Annotated in this window: 16 protein-coding genes and 1 tRNA gene; 12 read left to right on the forward strand and 5 right to left on the reverse strand. The window is 64.1% G+C overall.

Annotated features, from left to right (window positions below; genetic code table 11):
- Positions 1-13 precede the first annotated feature (13 nt).
- Positions 14-712 carry a peptidoglycan DD-metalloendopeptidase family protein gene (locus P9239_RS09135; protein WP_404980049.1) on the reverse strand — a complete coding sequence of 233 codons (699 nt, stop codon included), beginning with the start codon at positions 710-712 and terminating at the stop codon, positions 14-16.
- Positions 713-829: 117 nt separating this feature from the next.
- Complete coding sequence (locus tag P9239_RS09140) at positions 830-1,735, reverse strand: aldose epimerase (protein ID WP_309750146.1); 906 nt, start codon at positions 1,733-1,735, stop codon at positions 830-832.
- A 510-nt stretch (positions 1,736-2,245) separates the two neighbouring features.
- Here P9239_RS09140 and P9239_RS09145 point away from each other — a divergent pair.
- The 6 genes from P9239_RS09145 (at position 2,246) to P9239_RS09170 (ending at position 5,780) form a co-directional block, all read left to right on the forward strand.
- Positions 2,246-3,076, forward strand: a complete 831-nt coding sequence (locus P9239_RS09145; protein WP_309750147.1) for an undecaprenyl-diphosphate phosphatase — start codon at positions 2,246-2,248, stop codon at positions 3,074-3,076.
- A gap of 79 nt (positions 3,077-3,155) precedes the next feature.
- Positions 3,156-3,232, forward strand: a tRNA-Arg gene (locus P9239_RS09150).
- 377 nt (positions 3,233-3,609) lie between these two features.
- On the forward strand, positions 3,610-3,975 hold the full coding sequence (locus P9239_RS09155) for a DUF805 domain-containing protein (RefSeq protein ID WP_309750148.1): 366 nt from the start codon (positions 3,610-3,612) through the stop codon (positions 3,973-3,975).
- A gap of 309 nt (positions 3,976-4,284) precedes the next feature.
- Complete coding sequence (locus tag P9239_RS09160; RefSeq protein ID WP_309750149.1) at positions 4,285-4,740, forward strand: response regulator; 456 nt, start codon at positions 4,285-4,287, stop codon at positions 4,738-4,740.
- 157 nt (positions 4,741-4,897) lie between these two features.
- Positions 4,898-5,296, forward strand: coding sequence for an RT0821/Lpp0805 family surface protein (locus P9239_RS09165; protein ID WP_309750150.1), 399 nt, complete (start codon positions 4,898-4,900; stop codon positions 5,294-5,296).
- A gap of 22 nt (positions 5,297-5,318) precedes the next feature.
- Positions 5,319-5,780 carry an NUDIX hydrolase gene (locus P9239_RS09170; protein ID WP_309750151.1) on the forward strand — a complete coding sequence of 154 codons (462 nt, stop codon included), beginning with the start codon at positions 5,319-5,321 and terminating at the stop codon, positions 5,778-5,780.
- Positions 5,781-5,789: 9 nt separating this feature from the next.
- On the opposite strand, the gene P9239_RS09175 is transcribed toward P9239_RS09170, so the two are convergent.
- A complete protein-coding gene (locus P9239_RS09175; RefSeq protein WP_309750152.1) occupies positions 5,790-6,731 on the reverse strand; it encodes a transporter substrate-binding domain-containing protein in 942 nt (313 codons plus the stop codon).
- A 34-nt stretch (positions 6,732-6,765) separates the two neighbouring features.
- Complete coding sequence (locus tag P9239_RS09180) at positions 6,766-8,475, reverse strand: glutamine--tRNA ligase/YqeY domain fusion protein (protein ID WP_309750154.1); 1,710 nt, start codon at positions 8,473-8,475, stop codon at positions 6,766-6,768.
- Between the two features lie 316 nt (positions 8,476-8,791).
- Between P9239_RS09180 and P9239_RS09185 the strand changes: the two genes are divergently transcribed.
- Positions 8,792-9,004: an ornithine carbamoyltransferase gene (locus tag P9239_RS09185; protein ID WP_248320184.1), complete on the forward strand. Its 213-nt coding sequence runs from the start codon at positions 8,792-8,794 to the stop codon at positions 9,002-9,004.
- Between the two features lie 7 nt (positions 9,005-9,011).
- Here P9239_RS09185 and P9239_RS09190 read toward each other — a convergent pair whose 3' ends face one another.
- A complete protein-coding gene (locus tag P9239_RS09190; protein WP_309750155.1) occupies positions 9,012-10,232 on the reverse strand; it encodes a CaiB/BaiF CoA-transferase family protein in 1,221 nt (406 codons plus the stop codon).
- 258 nt (positions 10,233-10,490) lie between these two features.
- Between P9239_RS09190 and alaS the strand changes: the two genes are divergently transcribed.
- The 5 genes from alaS (at position 10,491) to P9239_RS09215 (ending at position 16,391) form a co-directional block, all read left to right on the forward strand.
- Complete coding sequence (alaS, locus tag P9239_RS09195; protein WP_309750156.1) at positions 10,491-13,115, forward strand: alanine--tRNA ligase; 2,625 nt, start codon at positions 10,491-10,493, stop codon at positions 13,113-13,115.
- Positions 13,116-13,246: 131 nt separating this feature from the next.
- On the forward strand, positions 13,247-13,483 hold the full coding sequence (locus P9239_RS09200; RefSeq protein ID WP_309750157.1) for a hypothetical protein: 237 nt from the start codon (positions 13,247-13,249) through the stop codon (positions 13,481-13,483).
- Between the two features lie 167 nt (positions 13,484-13,650).
- A complete protein-coding gene (locus tag P9239_RS09205) occupies positions 13,651-14,706 on the forward strand; it encodes a low specificity L-threonine aldolase (protein ID WP_309753960.1) in 1,056 nt (351 codons plus the stop codon).
- A 95-nt stretch (positions 14,707-14,801) separates the two neighbouring features.
- A complete protein-coding gene (locus P9239_RS09210; protein WP_309753962.1) occupies positions 14,802-15,950 on the forward strand; it encodes an iron-containing alcohol dehydrogenase in 1,149 nt (382 codons plus the stop codon).
- Between the two features lie 3 nt (positions 15,951-15,953).
- Positions 15,954-16,391 carry a thioesterase family protein gene (locus tag P9239_RS09215; protein WP_309750158.1) on the forward strand — a complete coding sequence of 146 codons (438 nt, stop codon included), beginning with the start codon at positions 15,954-15,956 and terminating at the stop codon, positions 16,389-16,391.
- The last annotated feature ends 12 nt before the right edge of the window (positions 16,392-16,403 follow it).

A 16,403-nucleotide genomic window follows, 5' to 3' on the forward strand; every position in this document is an offset into this window, starting at 1 on the left:
CGGCCGCCGGCTTCTAGCGCGGCGGCAAATAGCGCGACGGGTCCGTCGAGCGGCCCATGTAGCGCACCTCGAAGTGCAGCATGGTGCGATCGCTGTCGGTGTCGCCCATCTCCGCAATCTGCTGTCCCTGCTGCACAGTCTGGCCTTCCTTCACGAGCAGCGTGCGATTGTGGGCGTAGGCGGTCAGGTAGTCGTCGTTATGTTTGACGATCAGCATGTTGCCGTAGCCGCGCAAGCCGTTGCCTGCATAGACGACGCTGCCCGCCGCCGCCGCGACGACCGGCGTGCCCGCCGAATTCGCAATGTCGATGCCCTTCGAGTTCTTGCCGTCGAAGCTGCGAATCACGCTCCCTTGCGCCGGCCATACCAGTGAGACGCCCGGTCCCGGCTTCGCGGGTGCATCGGCCTTTGCTTCGCTCTTTGCGGTCGCGGCTGCGCCCGCCGACGCCGCGCCGGACGCGCTCGCGCTGCCCGCAGGCGGCGCGACGCGCAGCACCTGGCCGACTTCGATGGCGTCGGGGTTCGTGAGCGCGTTCCAGCGCGTGATGTTTCTGGTCGACGTGCGGTTTTCGCGCGCGATCTTCGAGAGCGTGTCGCCGCGCTGCACGCGATAGTAGCCCGGCGCGACCGGGGCTGATCCACACGCGGCGAGCACGGCGATCAACGATGCGATGACCGATGCGCGGACGGCCTGTCCAATTCTTTTCTGCAAAACCTGACCTCGTAAAGCGCCGCCGCGCGTCGAGGCGCGGCGAATCGGAAGGCGGGATTCTACCGTCTCGGATTTCTCCGCACCGAATGGCGCCGTGAGCCGGCGCACGCGTTGCGCTTATTGCGAGGGCGTCACTACCAGACGAAGCGACGCCGTCTCGGTCTTGCCCGGCGCGAGCCAGCGCAGGCCGCGGCCGTTGTGGATGGCGTCCGGAAGGCCGATCCAAGGTTCGACGCAATAGAAGTCCGATGTATCGGATTCCGTCCACGTCGTGACGGCGTACCACGGCACCGAGTCCGGCTGTTGCAGCTCGAAACTCACGGTGCCGCTCGGCAGCACAAGCCGCACCGGTTCGTCGGAAGGCCCGGTCAGGCAATGGAAGCAGTCGACAATACTCGCGTCCGCCAGCGAATAACGCGGTGCGCCGGTCTCGGCATCGGTGATGGAGCCGTCCGGCAACTGACGCCGCCGCTCTGTGCGCGGCAACTCGACGCTGCTCTCGCCGCGTTGATCGTGCGGCAGATGAAAGTAGAAGTGATGTCCCGCGTAATACGGCAGCGCGACTTCGCCCGGATTCGACGTCGTGAGTTCGACATCGAGCGTCACCGCATCGACGAGGCGGTAGGCCGCTTCGAAACGGAACGCGAACGGATAGCCCTCGCGGGTAGCGTCGCTGTCCACGAGCGTCATGCGCAGGCCGTGGCCGTCGGCATCGCGTGTGGAAGAGAAGGGCAGGTTGCGCGCGAAGCCGTGCGTGGGCAGCGTATGCACGACGCCGTCCGGATCGCGCCATTTGCCGATTTCGCCATCGACGAAATGTCGGCCGAGAAACGGGAACAAGAGCGGATTCCCGCCGCGAATCTTCGCGGCATTCGACCAGGCGGCTTCATCGAGCGTCGCCGGCCAGTGAATGACCGGCTCGCCGCCGACGCGCCAGGTCATGAGCCGCCCGCCCGCATGCGGCGCGAGTTGAATGACCGCGCCGTCGCGTTCGATTTCGATGACGTCTTTCTCGGATGACATGGTGGCAACGCACTCCGTTCATTGGCCGACTGGTTTCGGGATTCGTCGATTCTGCCTTGGATTGTTCTACGCATAAACCCTTTGCGGGAAACTGCGACTGCCCGGCGCAACGGCGATGTGTTGTTATACGTTTCCAATGTGAGGAACCAGACGGACAGGAGTTAACATGGATCTGGCGATGGCAATGGGCGTCGCGATCTTCAGCCTCTTCGGCGGGAGCACGGCGGTCTTTCTCTACAAGCTGAAGCGGTAAGCGACGGAAGCGCGCTCGCGCGTTCCTTTCGATAGGCTTCTAGCTTTCTTTCTTTACTTTTCCATCTTGCCGACGTTTTCCTGTCGGTGTGTATTTGTGTGCGCAAGCCGCTTGGCGCTGGGTTTTCCCCTAGGCATAATCGGTCCCGACTTGCGCGCCGCACCATTTTTCCCGCATCTGTCTCTGCTCAGTGCCGTACGGCGCTCGTGAGCAATCCGCGGCGCGTCCTTCATTTTCTTCACGACAAGGACCGACGCGTGACTCTCTGGTTTCTCGTATTTCTCAGCGTGCTTCAAGGCGTAACCGAACTGTTTCCGGTCAGCAGCCTCGGCCATACATTGCTGGTTCCCGGCCTCATCGGCATGCATATCGACAAGCACGCGCCGCAACTGCTGCCGTTTCTCGTGGCGCTGCATCTCGGCACGGCGCTCGCGCTGCTCTGGTATTTCCGCAAACGCTGGATTGCGCTGATCGGCGGCTGGTTCGCGTCGTTCGGCGGACGCCGCAACGAAGACGCGCACATGATGTGGGCGCTCATCATCGGCACGATTCCGACGGGTATCGTCGGCTTGTTGCTGGAAAAGCGGCTCGAGGCGATCTTTCATGATTTGCGCATCGTCGCCGCGGCGCTCATCGTCAACGGCGTGCTGCTGTGGCTGGGCGATCGCCTGCAACGCAGCCGTGCCGCGCGTGCGCCGGAAAAACTCACGTTCAAGCAGGCGTTTCTGGTCGGTCTGGCGCAGATCGGCGCGCTGATTCCGGGCTTCTCGCGCAGCGGTCTCACGATGATCGCGGGCGTCGGCGCCGGTCTGACGGCCGAAGCGGCGGCCGAATTCTCCTTTCTGCTCGGCACGCCGATCATTTTCGCGGCGGGCGTGCTCGAATTGCCGAAGCTCTTTCACGCACCGGGCCAGTTGTTCGATGCGTTGCTCGGCGGCGTGCTGACGGGCATCGCCGCTTACCTGAGCGTGCGCTTTCTGATGCGCTATTTCGAAGGTCACGGCAAGCTCGCGTCGTTCGGCGTGTATTGCGTGATCGCGGGCATCTTCTTCCTCGGCTGGTTTATGATGCACGCCCAACCGGTGTGATGCGCCTCGCCGCGCGGCATGGCGGATGAGGTAAAATCTCCGGTTTCCCGGCTGCGACACTTCTGCGCGTAGCCGTCACCCGCCCTTAGCTCAGTTGGATAGAGCAACGGCCTTCTAAGCCGTAGGTCACACGTTCGAATCGTGTAGGGCGGGCCAGTCCAACGCCGTTCTGCTGCAAGTCTCTAACGCCGCTTTCTGCGGCGTTTTTTCTTCGTGCGCCTCGACTGTGTCGGAGGCAAGCGCGTGCCGCTTCTCCCGCTTCCGAGTCCTCCTCGTGCTATGCAACGTACCGGCGTCGCAGTCGGCGTCCGCTCAGCGCCGCTACGCTCGAAGAATGTAATGTTTTGGACCGCTTATTGACCTGCACGCACTCGGATTACACAATCCGCGCCCGCGGCCATCGTTGCGTGAGTGCCGCGCATCAGCGGATGCTCGATGCTCGATGGACCGCTTCGATACGACGGCCTTGCGTGCCGAGTCGGCGCGAACCAAAGCTCGCGTCAGTTCTCCATCCAATATTCGATCCACAAACAATGAAGTCCTGGTTGAAAAGACGGCTCACGCCTAACGGTCGCGCGAGCCGCAGGGAATACGCGATCACAACATGCATTTTCACGTTCATCGTGATCGCGATCAAAATCGCCGATGTAGGCGGGCTGATCGGCACTGACCTAATGCCGACTCTCGTTGCCATCGCCTTCGTACTGCTTCTGTTCTGGACCGAGAGCGCGGTGATAGTGCGCCGCTTGCATGATGTGGGCTTGAGCGGATGGTGGTGGTTTCTGCTCACCGTTCCCTTTGTTGGGAATGCGGGCGTTGCCCTGCTGTTCTTTGTCGGACCAGACAAATTCAGCAGGAGCGCGCGATATCCCGATCCCAGAGACCCGGAATCGCTGTAGCTGTCGGGCTCGGGGTGATTCATAAATGGCACGCCGAGCAGCTGCGCCTTCCACCGGAAACTGGCTAGTGCGGTTGCGCGATGGCTATGCGTCGCGCAGCCTTTGTTCCTTGCATCGAGCAACTGCGATGCGAGCGTCGCTAACGTCATAGCAATGCCTCCTCAAACTGGCCCGCTTCCTGCCCGTATTCGCCACGCAAGCCGCGCCTCACGAACTATGCCTTCGAATGTCCACGGCGCGTTCGCAAGCGGTGCGCGTCTGCATCATCGCGGCGCGCGATGCACCCAATTCATTCGCGAAAGAGGGCGCATGAACAAACGCGCACACGAAACCAGTACGGCGCAATGCGCGTTATGGAACCGCAGGCAGTTGCGTCTCGCGCGGGAAGCACGGCGCGTACTCGTCGCATCGACGGAGCGCGCGCTCGGCGAATCGCTCGTCAAGCTGTTCGACCTCAAAGGCTTTCCCGCGCGATTCGTCGCGGACGTTTCGTCGCTCAGGCAAAGCGTCGGTGAATGGCATCCTCAGGTGCTGTTCATCGACACGCGCATCGGCGGATGCGCGAACTATGCGCTCGTGCGAGAGCTGCGCACGCGTGACGACGATGCGCACCGCCTCGTCATCGCGATGAGCGGCTTTTTGCCGGAAGAGCCGCTCGCCGCGCTCAAGGAAGCGGGCTACGATGGCCACTGTCGCCGCCCGTGCCCGGTTTGGCAGATGACCGATATCCTCGACGAGTTCTTCGCGTGCCATCTCGTGCGGTAGACGAGGCGGCGTACCGGTCGACCACGAGTTCCCCAAGCGAACCAAGATCGGTCAGAAAACCGACCGCCGCCTCGTGCTATTCTCGTTGCACTCCGGCTGGCGCGCGCGTGCGGTAGACGCGCCGACGCCGGACGACTTCGCAACGAGGAGAAACTTCATGCCGATTCAACATCGAGCACCCGCTCGCGCCTGCATCCGCACGACCGTGGCCGTCGCGTTCGCTGTCGCCAGCGCAGGCGCTCTCGCGGCCAACCTGGGCTTCCTGAACAACACGCCGATCACGTACATGAAGCAGCGCGATCTCCAGGCGCTCAACAAGGCTGCGCAAACCGCGCTCGAGACGAAGAAGGACGGCGAATCCCTCGACTGGAACAACGAAGGCACCGGCAACACGGTTGCAATCAACGGCACCGTGACGCCGCACGAGACATTCGACTCCGACGGGCTCAAGTGCCGCAAGATCACGCTCGTCGCCAACGCGAAAGGGCAGACCCAGACCTGGTCCCCGACCGCCTGCCGGCAGGGCGACGGCAAATGGAAGCTGAAAAAGCAATGAGCACGAGCGGAGCGCACACGCGATGACCGGCCGCACCGTATCGTGCGGCGTCGTCATTCTGAACGCACAGGGCGACGTGCTGCTCTGCCACGCGACCGAAACCGCGCACTGGGACGTGCCGAAGGGGCAGGCTGATCCCGAGGAAAACCCGCGCGATGCCGCGTTGCGTGAGCTCGTCGAGGAGACGGGCATCGTGCTGTCGGACGAGCGGCTTGCACACCTGAAGGACCTGGGCCGCTTCGTTTATCGGCGCGACAAGGACTTGCACCTTTTCGCGGTGCGCGTGCGCGACGACGAAGTGGATCTCGCAAAGTGCGTATGCGAGTCGTACTTCCCGCGTTACAGCGACGGCACGATGATTCCGGAGATGGACGCGTATCGCTGGGTTAGTCCCGCGGAAGTGGACCGCTTCGCGAGCCGCAGCCTCGCGCGGCTCTTCCAGACGACGCTCTCGCTCGCCGAGCTGAACGAAACGCTCGACTGAACGCGCGCCTCAATCGACTCTTCGGTCGTTGGGATGCGCGAAGAGCGCTCGCATTTCCGGCGACATCGGGAATTGCAGATTGATTCCGTCGGGCGGAATAGGCTGCGTGAACCACGCTTCGTAGAGCTTCGTCGCTTCGCCGCTGCGCTGCATGTTCGCGATGACGTCGTCAACCATGCGCTTGAACACCGGATCGCCTCTGCGCATCATGCAGCCGTAAGTCTCGGTCGCAAGCGAATCGCCCGTCACCATGTATTCGCCGCGCGCCGCGCCTTGCTCGGCGATTTGCCCGTAGAGCAACGGATCGTCCATCACGAACGCGACCGCGCGGTCGTTCTTGAGCGCGGCGAAAGCTTCGGCGTGATCGCGCGCGCTGATGATACGCATGTTCAGCTTGCGCTCCATGGTCATTTCCCGAAGGATGCGCTCGTCCGACGTGCCCGCCGTGGTCGCGACGGTCTTGCCGGCGAGGTCCGCGTAATCGCGAATGCCCGACTTGCGCTTCACCGCCATGCGGATGCCGTACTGGAAGATGCTGTTCGAGAACGCGACGAGCGGATCTCGCTCGGCGATGTGCGCCGTCGAGCCGCATTCCAGATCGACCTGATTGTTGACCACATAAGAGATGCGGTTCGCGGACGTGACGACCACGTTCCTGACCGCGAGCTTCGGCATGTCGAGCCGCCGCTTGATTTCGTCGACGACCTTCAGCGCGATCGCGTAGGAATAGCCCGTGGGCTGCTGGCGCACCATGTACGAAAACGGAACCGACGACTCGCGCGTGCCCAGCACGATGGCGCCGTTTTCCGCGATCTTGCGCAGCGTCGCGGAAGGCGGCATTTGATCGACAGCAGTCTGCGCCGACGCCGCATGGGCGGCCGGGCACGCCAGCGCAAGCGCCGCCGCCATCGCGCAGACAATGCGAACTGCGGGCCTTTGCGACTCTCTCATGGTGTCCTCGCTCGAAGCGTGAGCCTTCGGACGGTCACGCCGGCTTGCCCCAGCTGTCGCGCAGACTGACGATCCGGTTGAACACGGGCTTGCCCGGCTGCGAATCGACGCGGTCCGCGACGAAGTAGCCGTGCCGCTCGAACTGGAAGCGGTCTTCCGGCATCGCCTCGCGCGCGCTCGGCTCCAGATACGCGTTCACGACACGCTTCGAGTCCGGATTCAGCGCGTCCAGAAACTCCGCGCCGCCTGCGCCCGGCTGCGGCTCCTTGAAGAGCCGGTCATAGATGCGCACTTCGGCGGGGTAGGCCGTGGCCGCGCTGACCCAATGGATCGTGCCCTTGACCTTGTACGCGTTGGCGCCTTCCGTGCCCGACTTGCTGTCCGGAAAGTAGTTGCAATGCACGGCGGTCACGTTTCCGTTTTCGTCCTTGTCGGCGCCCGTGCATTCCACGACGAAGCCGTACTTCAGCCGCACCTTGTTGCCCGGGAACAGCCGGAAATAACCCTTCGGCGGCGTTTCCTGAAAGTCCTCGCGCTCGATCCACAGTTCGCGCGAGAACGGAAAAGTGCGCGCGCCACGGTCCGGATGATGCGGATGCACCGGCGCGCTGCACTCGTCGGTCTGGCCTTCCGGATAATTGTCGATGACGAGCTTCAGCGGATCGAGCACGGCGATGGCGCGCGGCGCTTTCTCGTCGAGATCGTCGCGCAAGGCGCCTTCGAGCACGCTCATGTCGATCCACGAATCCACCTTCGTCACGCCGACACGCTCCACCATCAGGCGGATGCTTTCCGGCGTGAAGCCGCGACGCCGCACGCCGACGATGGTCGGCATGCGCGGATCGTCCCAGCCATCGACGTGATTCTCCTGCACGAGTTGCAGCAGCTTGCGCTTGCTCGTGATCGCATACGTGAGGTTCAGGCGCGAGAATTCGATTTGCTGCGGCAGCGGACGCTTGAACACGCCGTCATTCGCGAGTTGTGCGAGGAACCAGTCGTACAACGGACGATGATCCTCGAATTCCAGCGTGCAGAGCGAATGCGTGATGTTTTCCAGCGCGTCCGACACGCAATGCGCGTAGTCGTACATCGGGTAGATGCACCACTTGTCGCCGGTACGGTAGTGATGCGCGAACCGGATGCGATAAATCACCGGATCGCGCATGTTGAAGTTGGGCGAGGCCATGTCGATCTTCGCGCGCAAAACGTGCTCGCCTTCCTTGAACTCGCCCGCCTTCATGCGGCGGAAGAGGTCGAGATTCTCCTCGGGCGTGCGGTCGCGATACGGCGAGTTGATGCCCGCTTCGGTGGCCGAGCCGCGCGTCGCGCGCATTTCCTCGGCGCTCTGGCTGTCGACGTAGGCCTGACCCTTCGCGATCAGCATTTCCGCGAACTCGTACAGCTTGTCGTAGTAGTCGCTCGCGAAGTACTGGTGCTCGCGGCCGTCCTTGTTCCAGTCGTAGCCGAGCCACTTCACGGCGTCGATGATGGACTCCACGTACTCGACGCTTTCCTTCTCGGGATTGGTGTCGTCGAAACGCAGATGGCACACGCCGCCGTAGTCCGCGGCAAGACCGAAATTCACGCAGATGCTCTTCGCATGGCCGATGTGCAGATAGCCGTTCGGCTCGGGCGGGAAACGCGTCTCGACCCGCTGCGCCCATTTGCCGGAGCGGTTGTCGTCTTCGATGATGTTGCGGATGAAATTGGATGGCGCCGGGGCGTCGTTGCGATCGGTGTTCATGCGAAAAAGAGTGCCAACGGATGCGCTCGCGTGTGATCGGTTCGGCAACCGTTCCGCGCGGCTCGGAAACGGGTTCGAATCTTGACTGTATATCGGGTCGATTCTACCTTACGCAACCGGCGCGGGCAGGCGGGTTGCGCCTCGGCGCCGGCGGGTGGCGCGCGACACGCTGGTAACGACCGTAACGGGACGTAAATCGCCTTGTGAGCCGCGTCGGGCAGATTTTATGATCGGCTCGCCACGTCGGGTTTCGGCCCGGCGAGCAGCACACAACAAGACATCACAACGACAACACAAGCAGAAGAAGGAACCAGCCATGAAGAAGATCGCTACCACGACCATCAAGCTCGCCGCAGCCGCCGCACTCGTTTCGAGCCTTGCCGCGTGCTCGGGGATGTCGCGCCAGCAGGCGCATGCCGGCGTCGGCGCCGCTGCCGGCGGCGCGCTCGGCTATCTCGTGACGGGCGGGCCGCTCGGCACCGTCGCAGGCGCGGCGGCGGGCGGTCTGATCGGCGCGGGCGTGCGCTGATCTCTGCTCAGATCGCCTTCGACGCCCGTAGCCGCGCGATTTCTTCGTCGTCGTAACCCAGGACGTCCGACAGCACGCTCGCGGTATGTTCGCCCAGCATCGGCGGATGCGTGCGCGCTTCGGGCGGCGTCGCGCTCATCTTGATCGGGCTCGCCACGAGCTTCACCGCCCCGCCTTCCGGATGCGGCAAGTCGATCTGCATCCGCCGCGCGAGCACCTGCGGGTCGTCGAACACTTCAGCGAGATCGTTGATCGGCCCGCACGGCACGCCCGCCGCTTCGAGCGCCGCGAGCCACGCGTGCTTGCCGCGCTCGCGCACCATATCAGCGAGAATCGGCACGAGCACATCGCGGTTGCGCACGCGCGACGGGTTCGTCGCGAAACGCGGGTCGTCGGCCAACTCGGCGCGTGCTCCCGCTTCGACGAACTTGCGGAACTGTCCGTCGTTGCCCACTGCGACGATGATCCAGCCATCGCTCGTCTGGAACGTCTGATACGGCACGATGTTCGGATGCGCGTTGCCCCAGCGGACCGGCGGCTTGCCGCTCGCGAGGAAGTTCGTGTTCATGTTGGCGAGCATGGCGACTTGCACGTCGAGCAGCGCCATGTCGATGTACTGGCCTTCGCCCGTTCTGTCGCGGTGACTCAGCGCCGCCAGCACGCCGACCGTCGCGTACATGCCGGTCATCAGGTCCGCAATCGCGACGCCGGCCTTCTGCGGGCCGCCGCCCGGCTGGCCGTCGCGCTCGCCGGTGATGCTCATGAACCCGCCGATGCCCTGAATGATGAAGTCGTAGCCCGCGCGCTGCGCATACGGACCGGTTTGCCCGAAGCCCGTCACCGAGCAATAGACGATGTCCGGCTTCACCTGTTTCAGCGACTCGTAGTCGAGCCCGTACTTCTTCAACTGGCCGACCTTGTAGTTCTCCAGCACCACATCGCTTTGCGCGGCGAGTTCGCGCACGATGCGCTGGCCTTCTTCGGTCGCGATATCCACCGTCACCGAGCGCTTGTTGCGGTTCGCCGCCAGATAGTAGGCGGCTTCGCGCGTGTCTTCGCCGTCCGGCGTCTTCAGATACGGCGGGCCCCAGTGGCGGGTGTCGTCGCCGGTGCCGGGCCGCTCGATCTTGATGACGTCCGCGCCGAGATCGGCCAAGGTCTGCGCGCACCACGGTCCCGCCAGCACGCGGGTGAGATCCAGCACGCGGATGTGGCTCAGGGCTCCCATTCGATATTTCGCTCGCTTGATGTGGTTCGGTGGATCGGCTGCCGTTCCCGCGACTGTCGCACGAAACTGCGCCGACGCGAAAGCAGGGCGGACGCGACGACTCCTGGGGGCGCTTGCTGAAACCGTTATCGGGCGGGGCCGCGCGGCGAATCCCGTATAATCGAAAATTACCTCTGCCTGGCCGAAAGTCCTTGTCGCAAGGCCGTGCCGGGCATTACCAAAAACCGCATCAGAGAACGCAGACGCGCCCCGTACGCCATGAAAGCCGCCGAAATACGCGAGAAATTCCTGAAGTTCTTCGAATCGAAGGGCCACACGATCGTCCGTTCGTCGAGCCTCGTGCCCGGTAACGACCCGACGCTGCTTTTCACGAACTCGGGCATGGTCCAGTTCAAGGACGTGTTCCTCGGCGCCGAATCGCGGCCGTACACGCGCGCGACCACCGCGCAGCGCAGCGTGCGCGCGGGCGGCAAGCATAACGATCTGGAGAACGTCGGCTATACCGCGCGGCATCACACGTTCTTCGAGATGCTCGGCAACTTCTCGTTCGGCGACTACTTCAAGCGCGATGCCATCCACTATTGCTGGGAGCTGTTGACCAAGGTCTACATGCTGCCGGCGGACAAGCTCACCGTCACCGTCTATCAGGAAGACGACGAAGCCTACGACATCTGGGCGAAGGAAATCGGCGTGCCGACGGAGCGCATCATCCGCATCGGCGACAACAAGGGCGCGCGCTACGCATCGGACAACTTCTGGCAGATGGCCGATACCGGCCCGTGCGGTCCGTGCTCCGAAGTGTTCTATGACCACGGTCCGGAAATCTGGGGTGGCCCGCCGGGGTCTCCCGAAGAAGACGGCGACCGCTTCATCGAGATCTGGAACCTCGTGTTCATGCAGTTCAACCGCGACGCGCAGGGCAACATGACGCCGCTGCCCAAGCAATGCGTTGACACGGGCATGGGTCTCGAACGTCTTGCCGCCGTGCTCCAGCACGTGCATAGCAACTACGAAATCGACCTTTTCCAGACGCTCATCAAGGCCGCGGGCCGCGAAACGAATACGGCCGATCTGGAAAACAACTCACTGAAGGTGATCGCGGACCACATTCGCGCGTGCTCGTTTCTGATCGTCGATGGCGTGATTCCCGGCAACGAAGGCCGCGGCTACGTGCTGCGCCGTATCGTGCGCCGCGCGATCCGTCACGGCTACAAGCTCGGCAAGAAGAGCGCGTTCTTCCACAAGCTCGTGGCCGATCTCGTCGCGGAAATGGGCGCGGCGTATCCCGAACTGAAAGACGCGCAGCAGCGCGTGACCGACGTGCTGCGTCAGGAAGAAGAGCGCTTCTTCGAGACGATCGAGCACGGCATGTCGATTCTCGAAGGCGAACTCGCCGAGCTGGAAAAGAAGGGCGTCAAGCAACTGGACGGCGAACTCGCGTTCAAGCTGCACGACACCTACGGTTTCCCGCTGGACTTGACGGCCGACGTCTGCCGCGAGCGCGGCGTGACGGTGGACGAACCCGCGTTCGACGACGCCATGGCCCGCCAGCGTGATCAGGCGCGTGCGGCCGGCAAGTTCAAACTCGCGCAGGGCCTCGAATACTCGGGCGCGAAGACCACGTTCCACGGCTACGAGAAGGAAATTTTCGACGACGCGAAGATCGTCGCGCTGTACGTGGAGGGCGCGTCGGTTCAGCAGGCGGAAGCGGGAAAACAAGCGGTGGTCGTGCTCGACCACACGCCGTTCTACGCGGAATCGGGCGGTCAGGTCGGCGATCAGGGCGTGCTCGTCAACGCGTCGACGCGCTTCGAAGTGGCCGACACGCTGAAGGTGCAGGCGGATGTCGTCGGTCATCACGGCACGGTCGCGCAAGGCACGCTCAAGGTCGGCGACGTGGTGAAGGCGCAGATCGACGCCGTGCGGCGCGCCCGCACCGCGCGCAATCACTCGGCCACGCATTTGATGCACAAGGCGCTGCGCGAAGTGCTCGGTGGCCACGTGCAGCAGAAAGGCTCGCTCGTCGATGCCGACAAGACGCGCTTCGACTTCGCGCATAACGCGCCAATGACGGACGAGCAGATTCGCCGCGTCGAAGAGATCGTGAACGCCGAGGTTCTGGCGAACGCCCCGGGCGTCGTGCGCGTCATGCCTTACGACGAAGCGGTGAAGGGCGGCGCAATGGCGCTCTTCGGCGAGAAATACGGCGACACCGTGCGCGTGCTCGACCTCGGCTTTTCGCGCGAGCTGTGCGGCGGCACGCACGTGCAGCGCACAGGCGACATCGGCTTGTTCAAGATTGTGATGGAAGGCGGCGTGGCGGCGGGCATTCGCCGCGTCGAGGCCATCACCGGCGACAACGCCGTGCGCTACGTGCAGGACCTCGACGCACGCATCAACGCGGCGGCGAGCGTGCTGAAGGCGCAGCCGTCGGAACTGACGCAGCGCATCGGGCAGGTTCAGGAGCACGTGAAGTCGCTCGAAAAGGAACTGGCAGCGCTCAAGTCGAAGCTCGCATCCAGCCAGGGCGATGAACTCGTCTCGCAAGCCGTGGACGTTTCCGGTGTGCACGTGCTCGCCGCCGAACTCGAGGGCGCGGACGTGAAGACGCTGCGCGAAACCGTCGACAAGCTGAAGGACAAGCTGAAGAGCGCAGCGATCGTGCTCGCATCGGTCGATGGCGGCAAGGTCAGCCTGATCGCGGGCGTGACGCCGGATGCGTCGAAGAAGGTGAAGGCAGGCGAGCTCGTCAACTTCGTCGCGCAGCAGGTGGGCGGCAAGGGCGGTGGCCGGCCCGACATGGCGCAGGCGGGCGGCACCGAGCCTGCCAAGCTGCCGGCGGCGCTTGCGGGCGTGACGGGCTGGGTGCAGCAACAGCTCTAAACGCTGACGTAGCAGCAGCTCCGCGCGGCCCGATCGGCGAAAGTCGATCGGGCCGCTTCGTTTCATCATTACAGGCTGTCAGGCATACCGTGTGCAACGGCGGTTCACTCAACCACAAAGGGAGATGAACCATGAATCGCACATTCGCATCCGTTTTGCTCGCCACCGCGATGATCGCTTCGGCGGGGGCGGCAGAGGCGAAGGGCTGTCTGGAAGGCGCGGCCGTCGGCGGCGTCGCGGGGCACGTGGCGGGCAAGCATGGCACGGCGGGCGCGGTCGGCGGCTGCGCCATCGGCCATCACGAAGCCAACAAGAAGGACAAGAAAGCCCAACAAGCCGCAGCGGCGAGCGCCCCGAGCGGCAAGTAAGTGGAAAGACGCGGGCGGCACATGCCGCTCGCGTTTCTCCGGGCGCGCGCATCGCCACATCGCGTGACCGCGCCCGAGTGACCGAACCGCTAAAATGGCCGGCATCCCGGCGCAGACGTATGACCGACATCGTCCGCGCGAAGCCACGAGCCATCACAGCGATTCCCATGACAGCGCCCACGCCACTCACCCAGCATTTCGCCTCCGACAACTACGCCGGCATCTGCCCCGAGGCGCTCGCCGCGCTCGTCGAGGCCAACACGAGCGGCCACGAGCCCGCGTATGGCGACGATTCGTGGACCGCGCGCGTCTGCGACCGCATTCGCGAACTGTTCCAGACCGACTGCGAAGTCTTCTTCGTCTTCAACGGGACGGCGGCCAATTCGCTTGCGCTGGCGTCGCTGTGCCAGTCGTATCACTCGGTCATTTGCCACGAGCTCGCGCATATCGAAACCGACGAATGCGGCGGCCCCGAATTCTTCTCCGGCGGCTCGAAGCTGCTGACGGCAAAGGGCGAGAACGGCAAGCTCACGCCCGATGCCATCGAGGAACTCGTCACGAAGCGCGCCGACATCCACTATCCGAAGCCGAAGGTCGTCGCGCTCACGCAGGCGACGGAAGTCGGCACGGTCTATACCGTCGAGGAAGTGCGCGCGATCGCCGCTATCGCGAAGCGCCGGCATCTGAAGGTGCACATGGACGGCGCGCGTTTCGCGAATGCGGTCGCGACGCTGAACGTGCATCCGTCCGAGATCACGTGGCGCGCGGGCGTCGACGTGCTCTGCTTCGGCGGCACGAAGAACGGTCTGCCGGTCGGCGAGGCGGTCGTGTTCTTCGACAAGGCGCTCGCCACGGATTTCGCGTATCGGCTGAAGCAGGCGGGGCAGCTTGCATCGAAGATGCGCTTCATTTCTGCGCCGTGGCTCGGCCTGCTGGATGACGACGTGTGGCTGCGCAACGCCCGCCACTCGAACGCGATGGCGCAACTGATGGCCGAACGCCTCGCGGACATTCCCGGCGTGAAGGTGCTGTTCAAGCCCGAGGCGAACGCGGTGTTCGCGGAATTGCCCGCGCATGTGTCGGCGGCACTGCGCGCGAAGGGCTGGCGGTTCTATCAGTTCATCGGCTCCGGCGGCTGCCGGCTCATGTGCGCGTGGGACACGAAGCAGGAAACCGTCGAGCGTTTCGCGGACGAAGTGCGCGCGCTATCCACGGCGCGCTGATTCTCAGCCTTAGCGTGCGCGCGGCGGACCCCGATTGACACGTTCGCCGCGCGGCTCCAACATGGCCGCACCTCAATCGCATGCCACCGCCCGCCATGGCCTTCATCTTCTATCTGACGCATATCCATCTCGGCTACGACTCGCTTGCGATGCTGCAGAGCGAATGCGCGCGCATCGGCATGAAAAGGCCGCTCGTCATCACGGACAAGGGCGTCGCGGCGGCGGGGCTGTCCGCGCGTGTCATTGAGAGTGCGAAGCTCGGTGCGCTGCCCGTATTCGACGACACGCCATCCAACCCGACCGAAGCGATGGTCATGCAAGCCGCCGCGCAGTACAAGCGCGAAGGCTGCGACGGCTTGATCGCGGTGGGCGGCGGATCGTCCATCGATCTCGCGAAGGGCGTCGCGATCGCCGCCACGCACGACGAGCCGCTCACGCACTACGCGACCATCGAAGGCGGCAGCGGCAAGATCAGCGAGCGCGCCGCGCCGCTCATCGCGGTGCCGACCACGTCCGGCACCGGCAGCGAAGTGGCGCGCGGCGCGATCATCATCCTGAACGACGGACGCAAGCTCGGCTTTCACTCGTGGCATCTGCTGCCGAAGTCCGCCATCTGCGATCCTTCGCTCACGCTCGGCCTGCCGCCCGGCCTCACCGCCGCGACCGGCATGGACGCCATCGCGCATTGCATCGAAACGTTCCTCGCGCCGGCGTTCAATCCGCCCGCGGACGGCATTGCGCTGGACGGGCTCGAACGCGCCTGGGCGAATATCGAGCGAGCCACGCGCAACGGTCAGGACCGCGACGCGCGACTCAACATGATGTCGGCGTCGATGCAAGGCGCGATGGCGTTCCAAAAGGGACTCGGCTGTGTGCATTCGCTGTCTCATCCGCTGGGCGGGCTTGCGGTGAACGGGCGCACGTCGCTGCATCACGGCACGCTGAACGCCGTCGTTTTGCCCGCCGTGCTGCGCTTCAACGAAAGCGCGCCGACAGTCGTCGCCGAGCGCCGTTTCGAGCGCATGCGCCGCGTGATGAATCTCGCGGAGAACGCGGATGTCGCGCAGGCGCTGCACGACATGACCGAGCGTCTCGGCTTGCCGACGCGTCTGTCGCAAATGGGCGTGGACGAAAGCATGTTCGACAAGGTCGTGAAGGGCGCGCTTGCGGATCATTGCCACAAGACGAACCCGCGCGAGGCGAGCGCCGACGACTATCGCCGCATGCTCACGGAATCCCTCTGAACCATGACGAAGCCGGTTCGAAGCACGCGAGCGGATTACCCGCACTTTCTCGCGATCAGCACGCGCTGGTCGGACAACGACGTGTATGGACACGTCAATAACGTCGTCTATTACAGCTACTTCGATACGGTGGTGAACGAGTATCTATTGCGCCAGGGCGTGCTCGATTTCCACGAAGGCGAGACTATCGGGCTCGTCGTCGAGACGCGCTGCAATTACTTCGCGCCGCTGATGTTTCCGCAACGCGTCGACGCGGGCTTGCGCGTGGAGCGGCTCGGCGCGACGAGCGTGCGTTACGAAGTCGGCATCTTCGCGGAAGGCGCGGACGAGGCGGCTGCGCAAGGGCATTTCGTGCATGTGTACGTGGATCGCGCGACGCGCAGGCCCGTGCCGCTGCCCGCACCGCTCGTCGATGCGTTGAAGCCGCTGGTCAACGCCTGAGGTTTTCGTGTC

Source organism: Caballeronia sp. LZ062 (assembly GCF_031450785.1).
Lineage (GTDB): Bacteria > Pseudomonadota > Gammaproteobacteria > Burkholderiales > Burkholderiaceae > Caballeronia.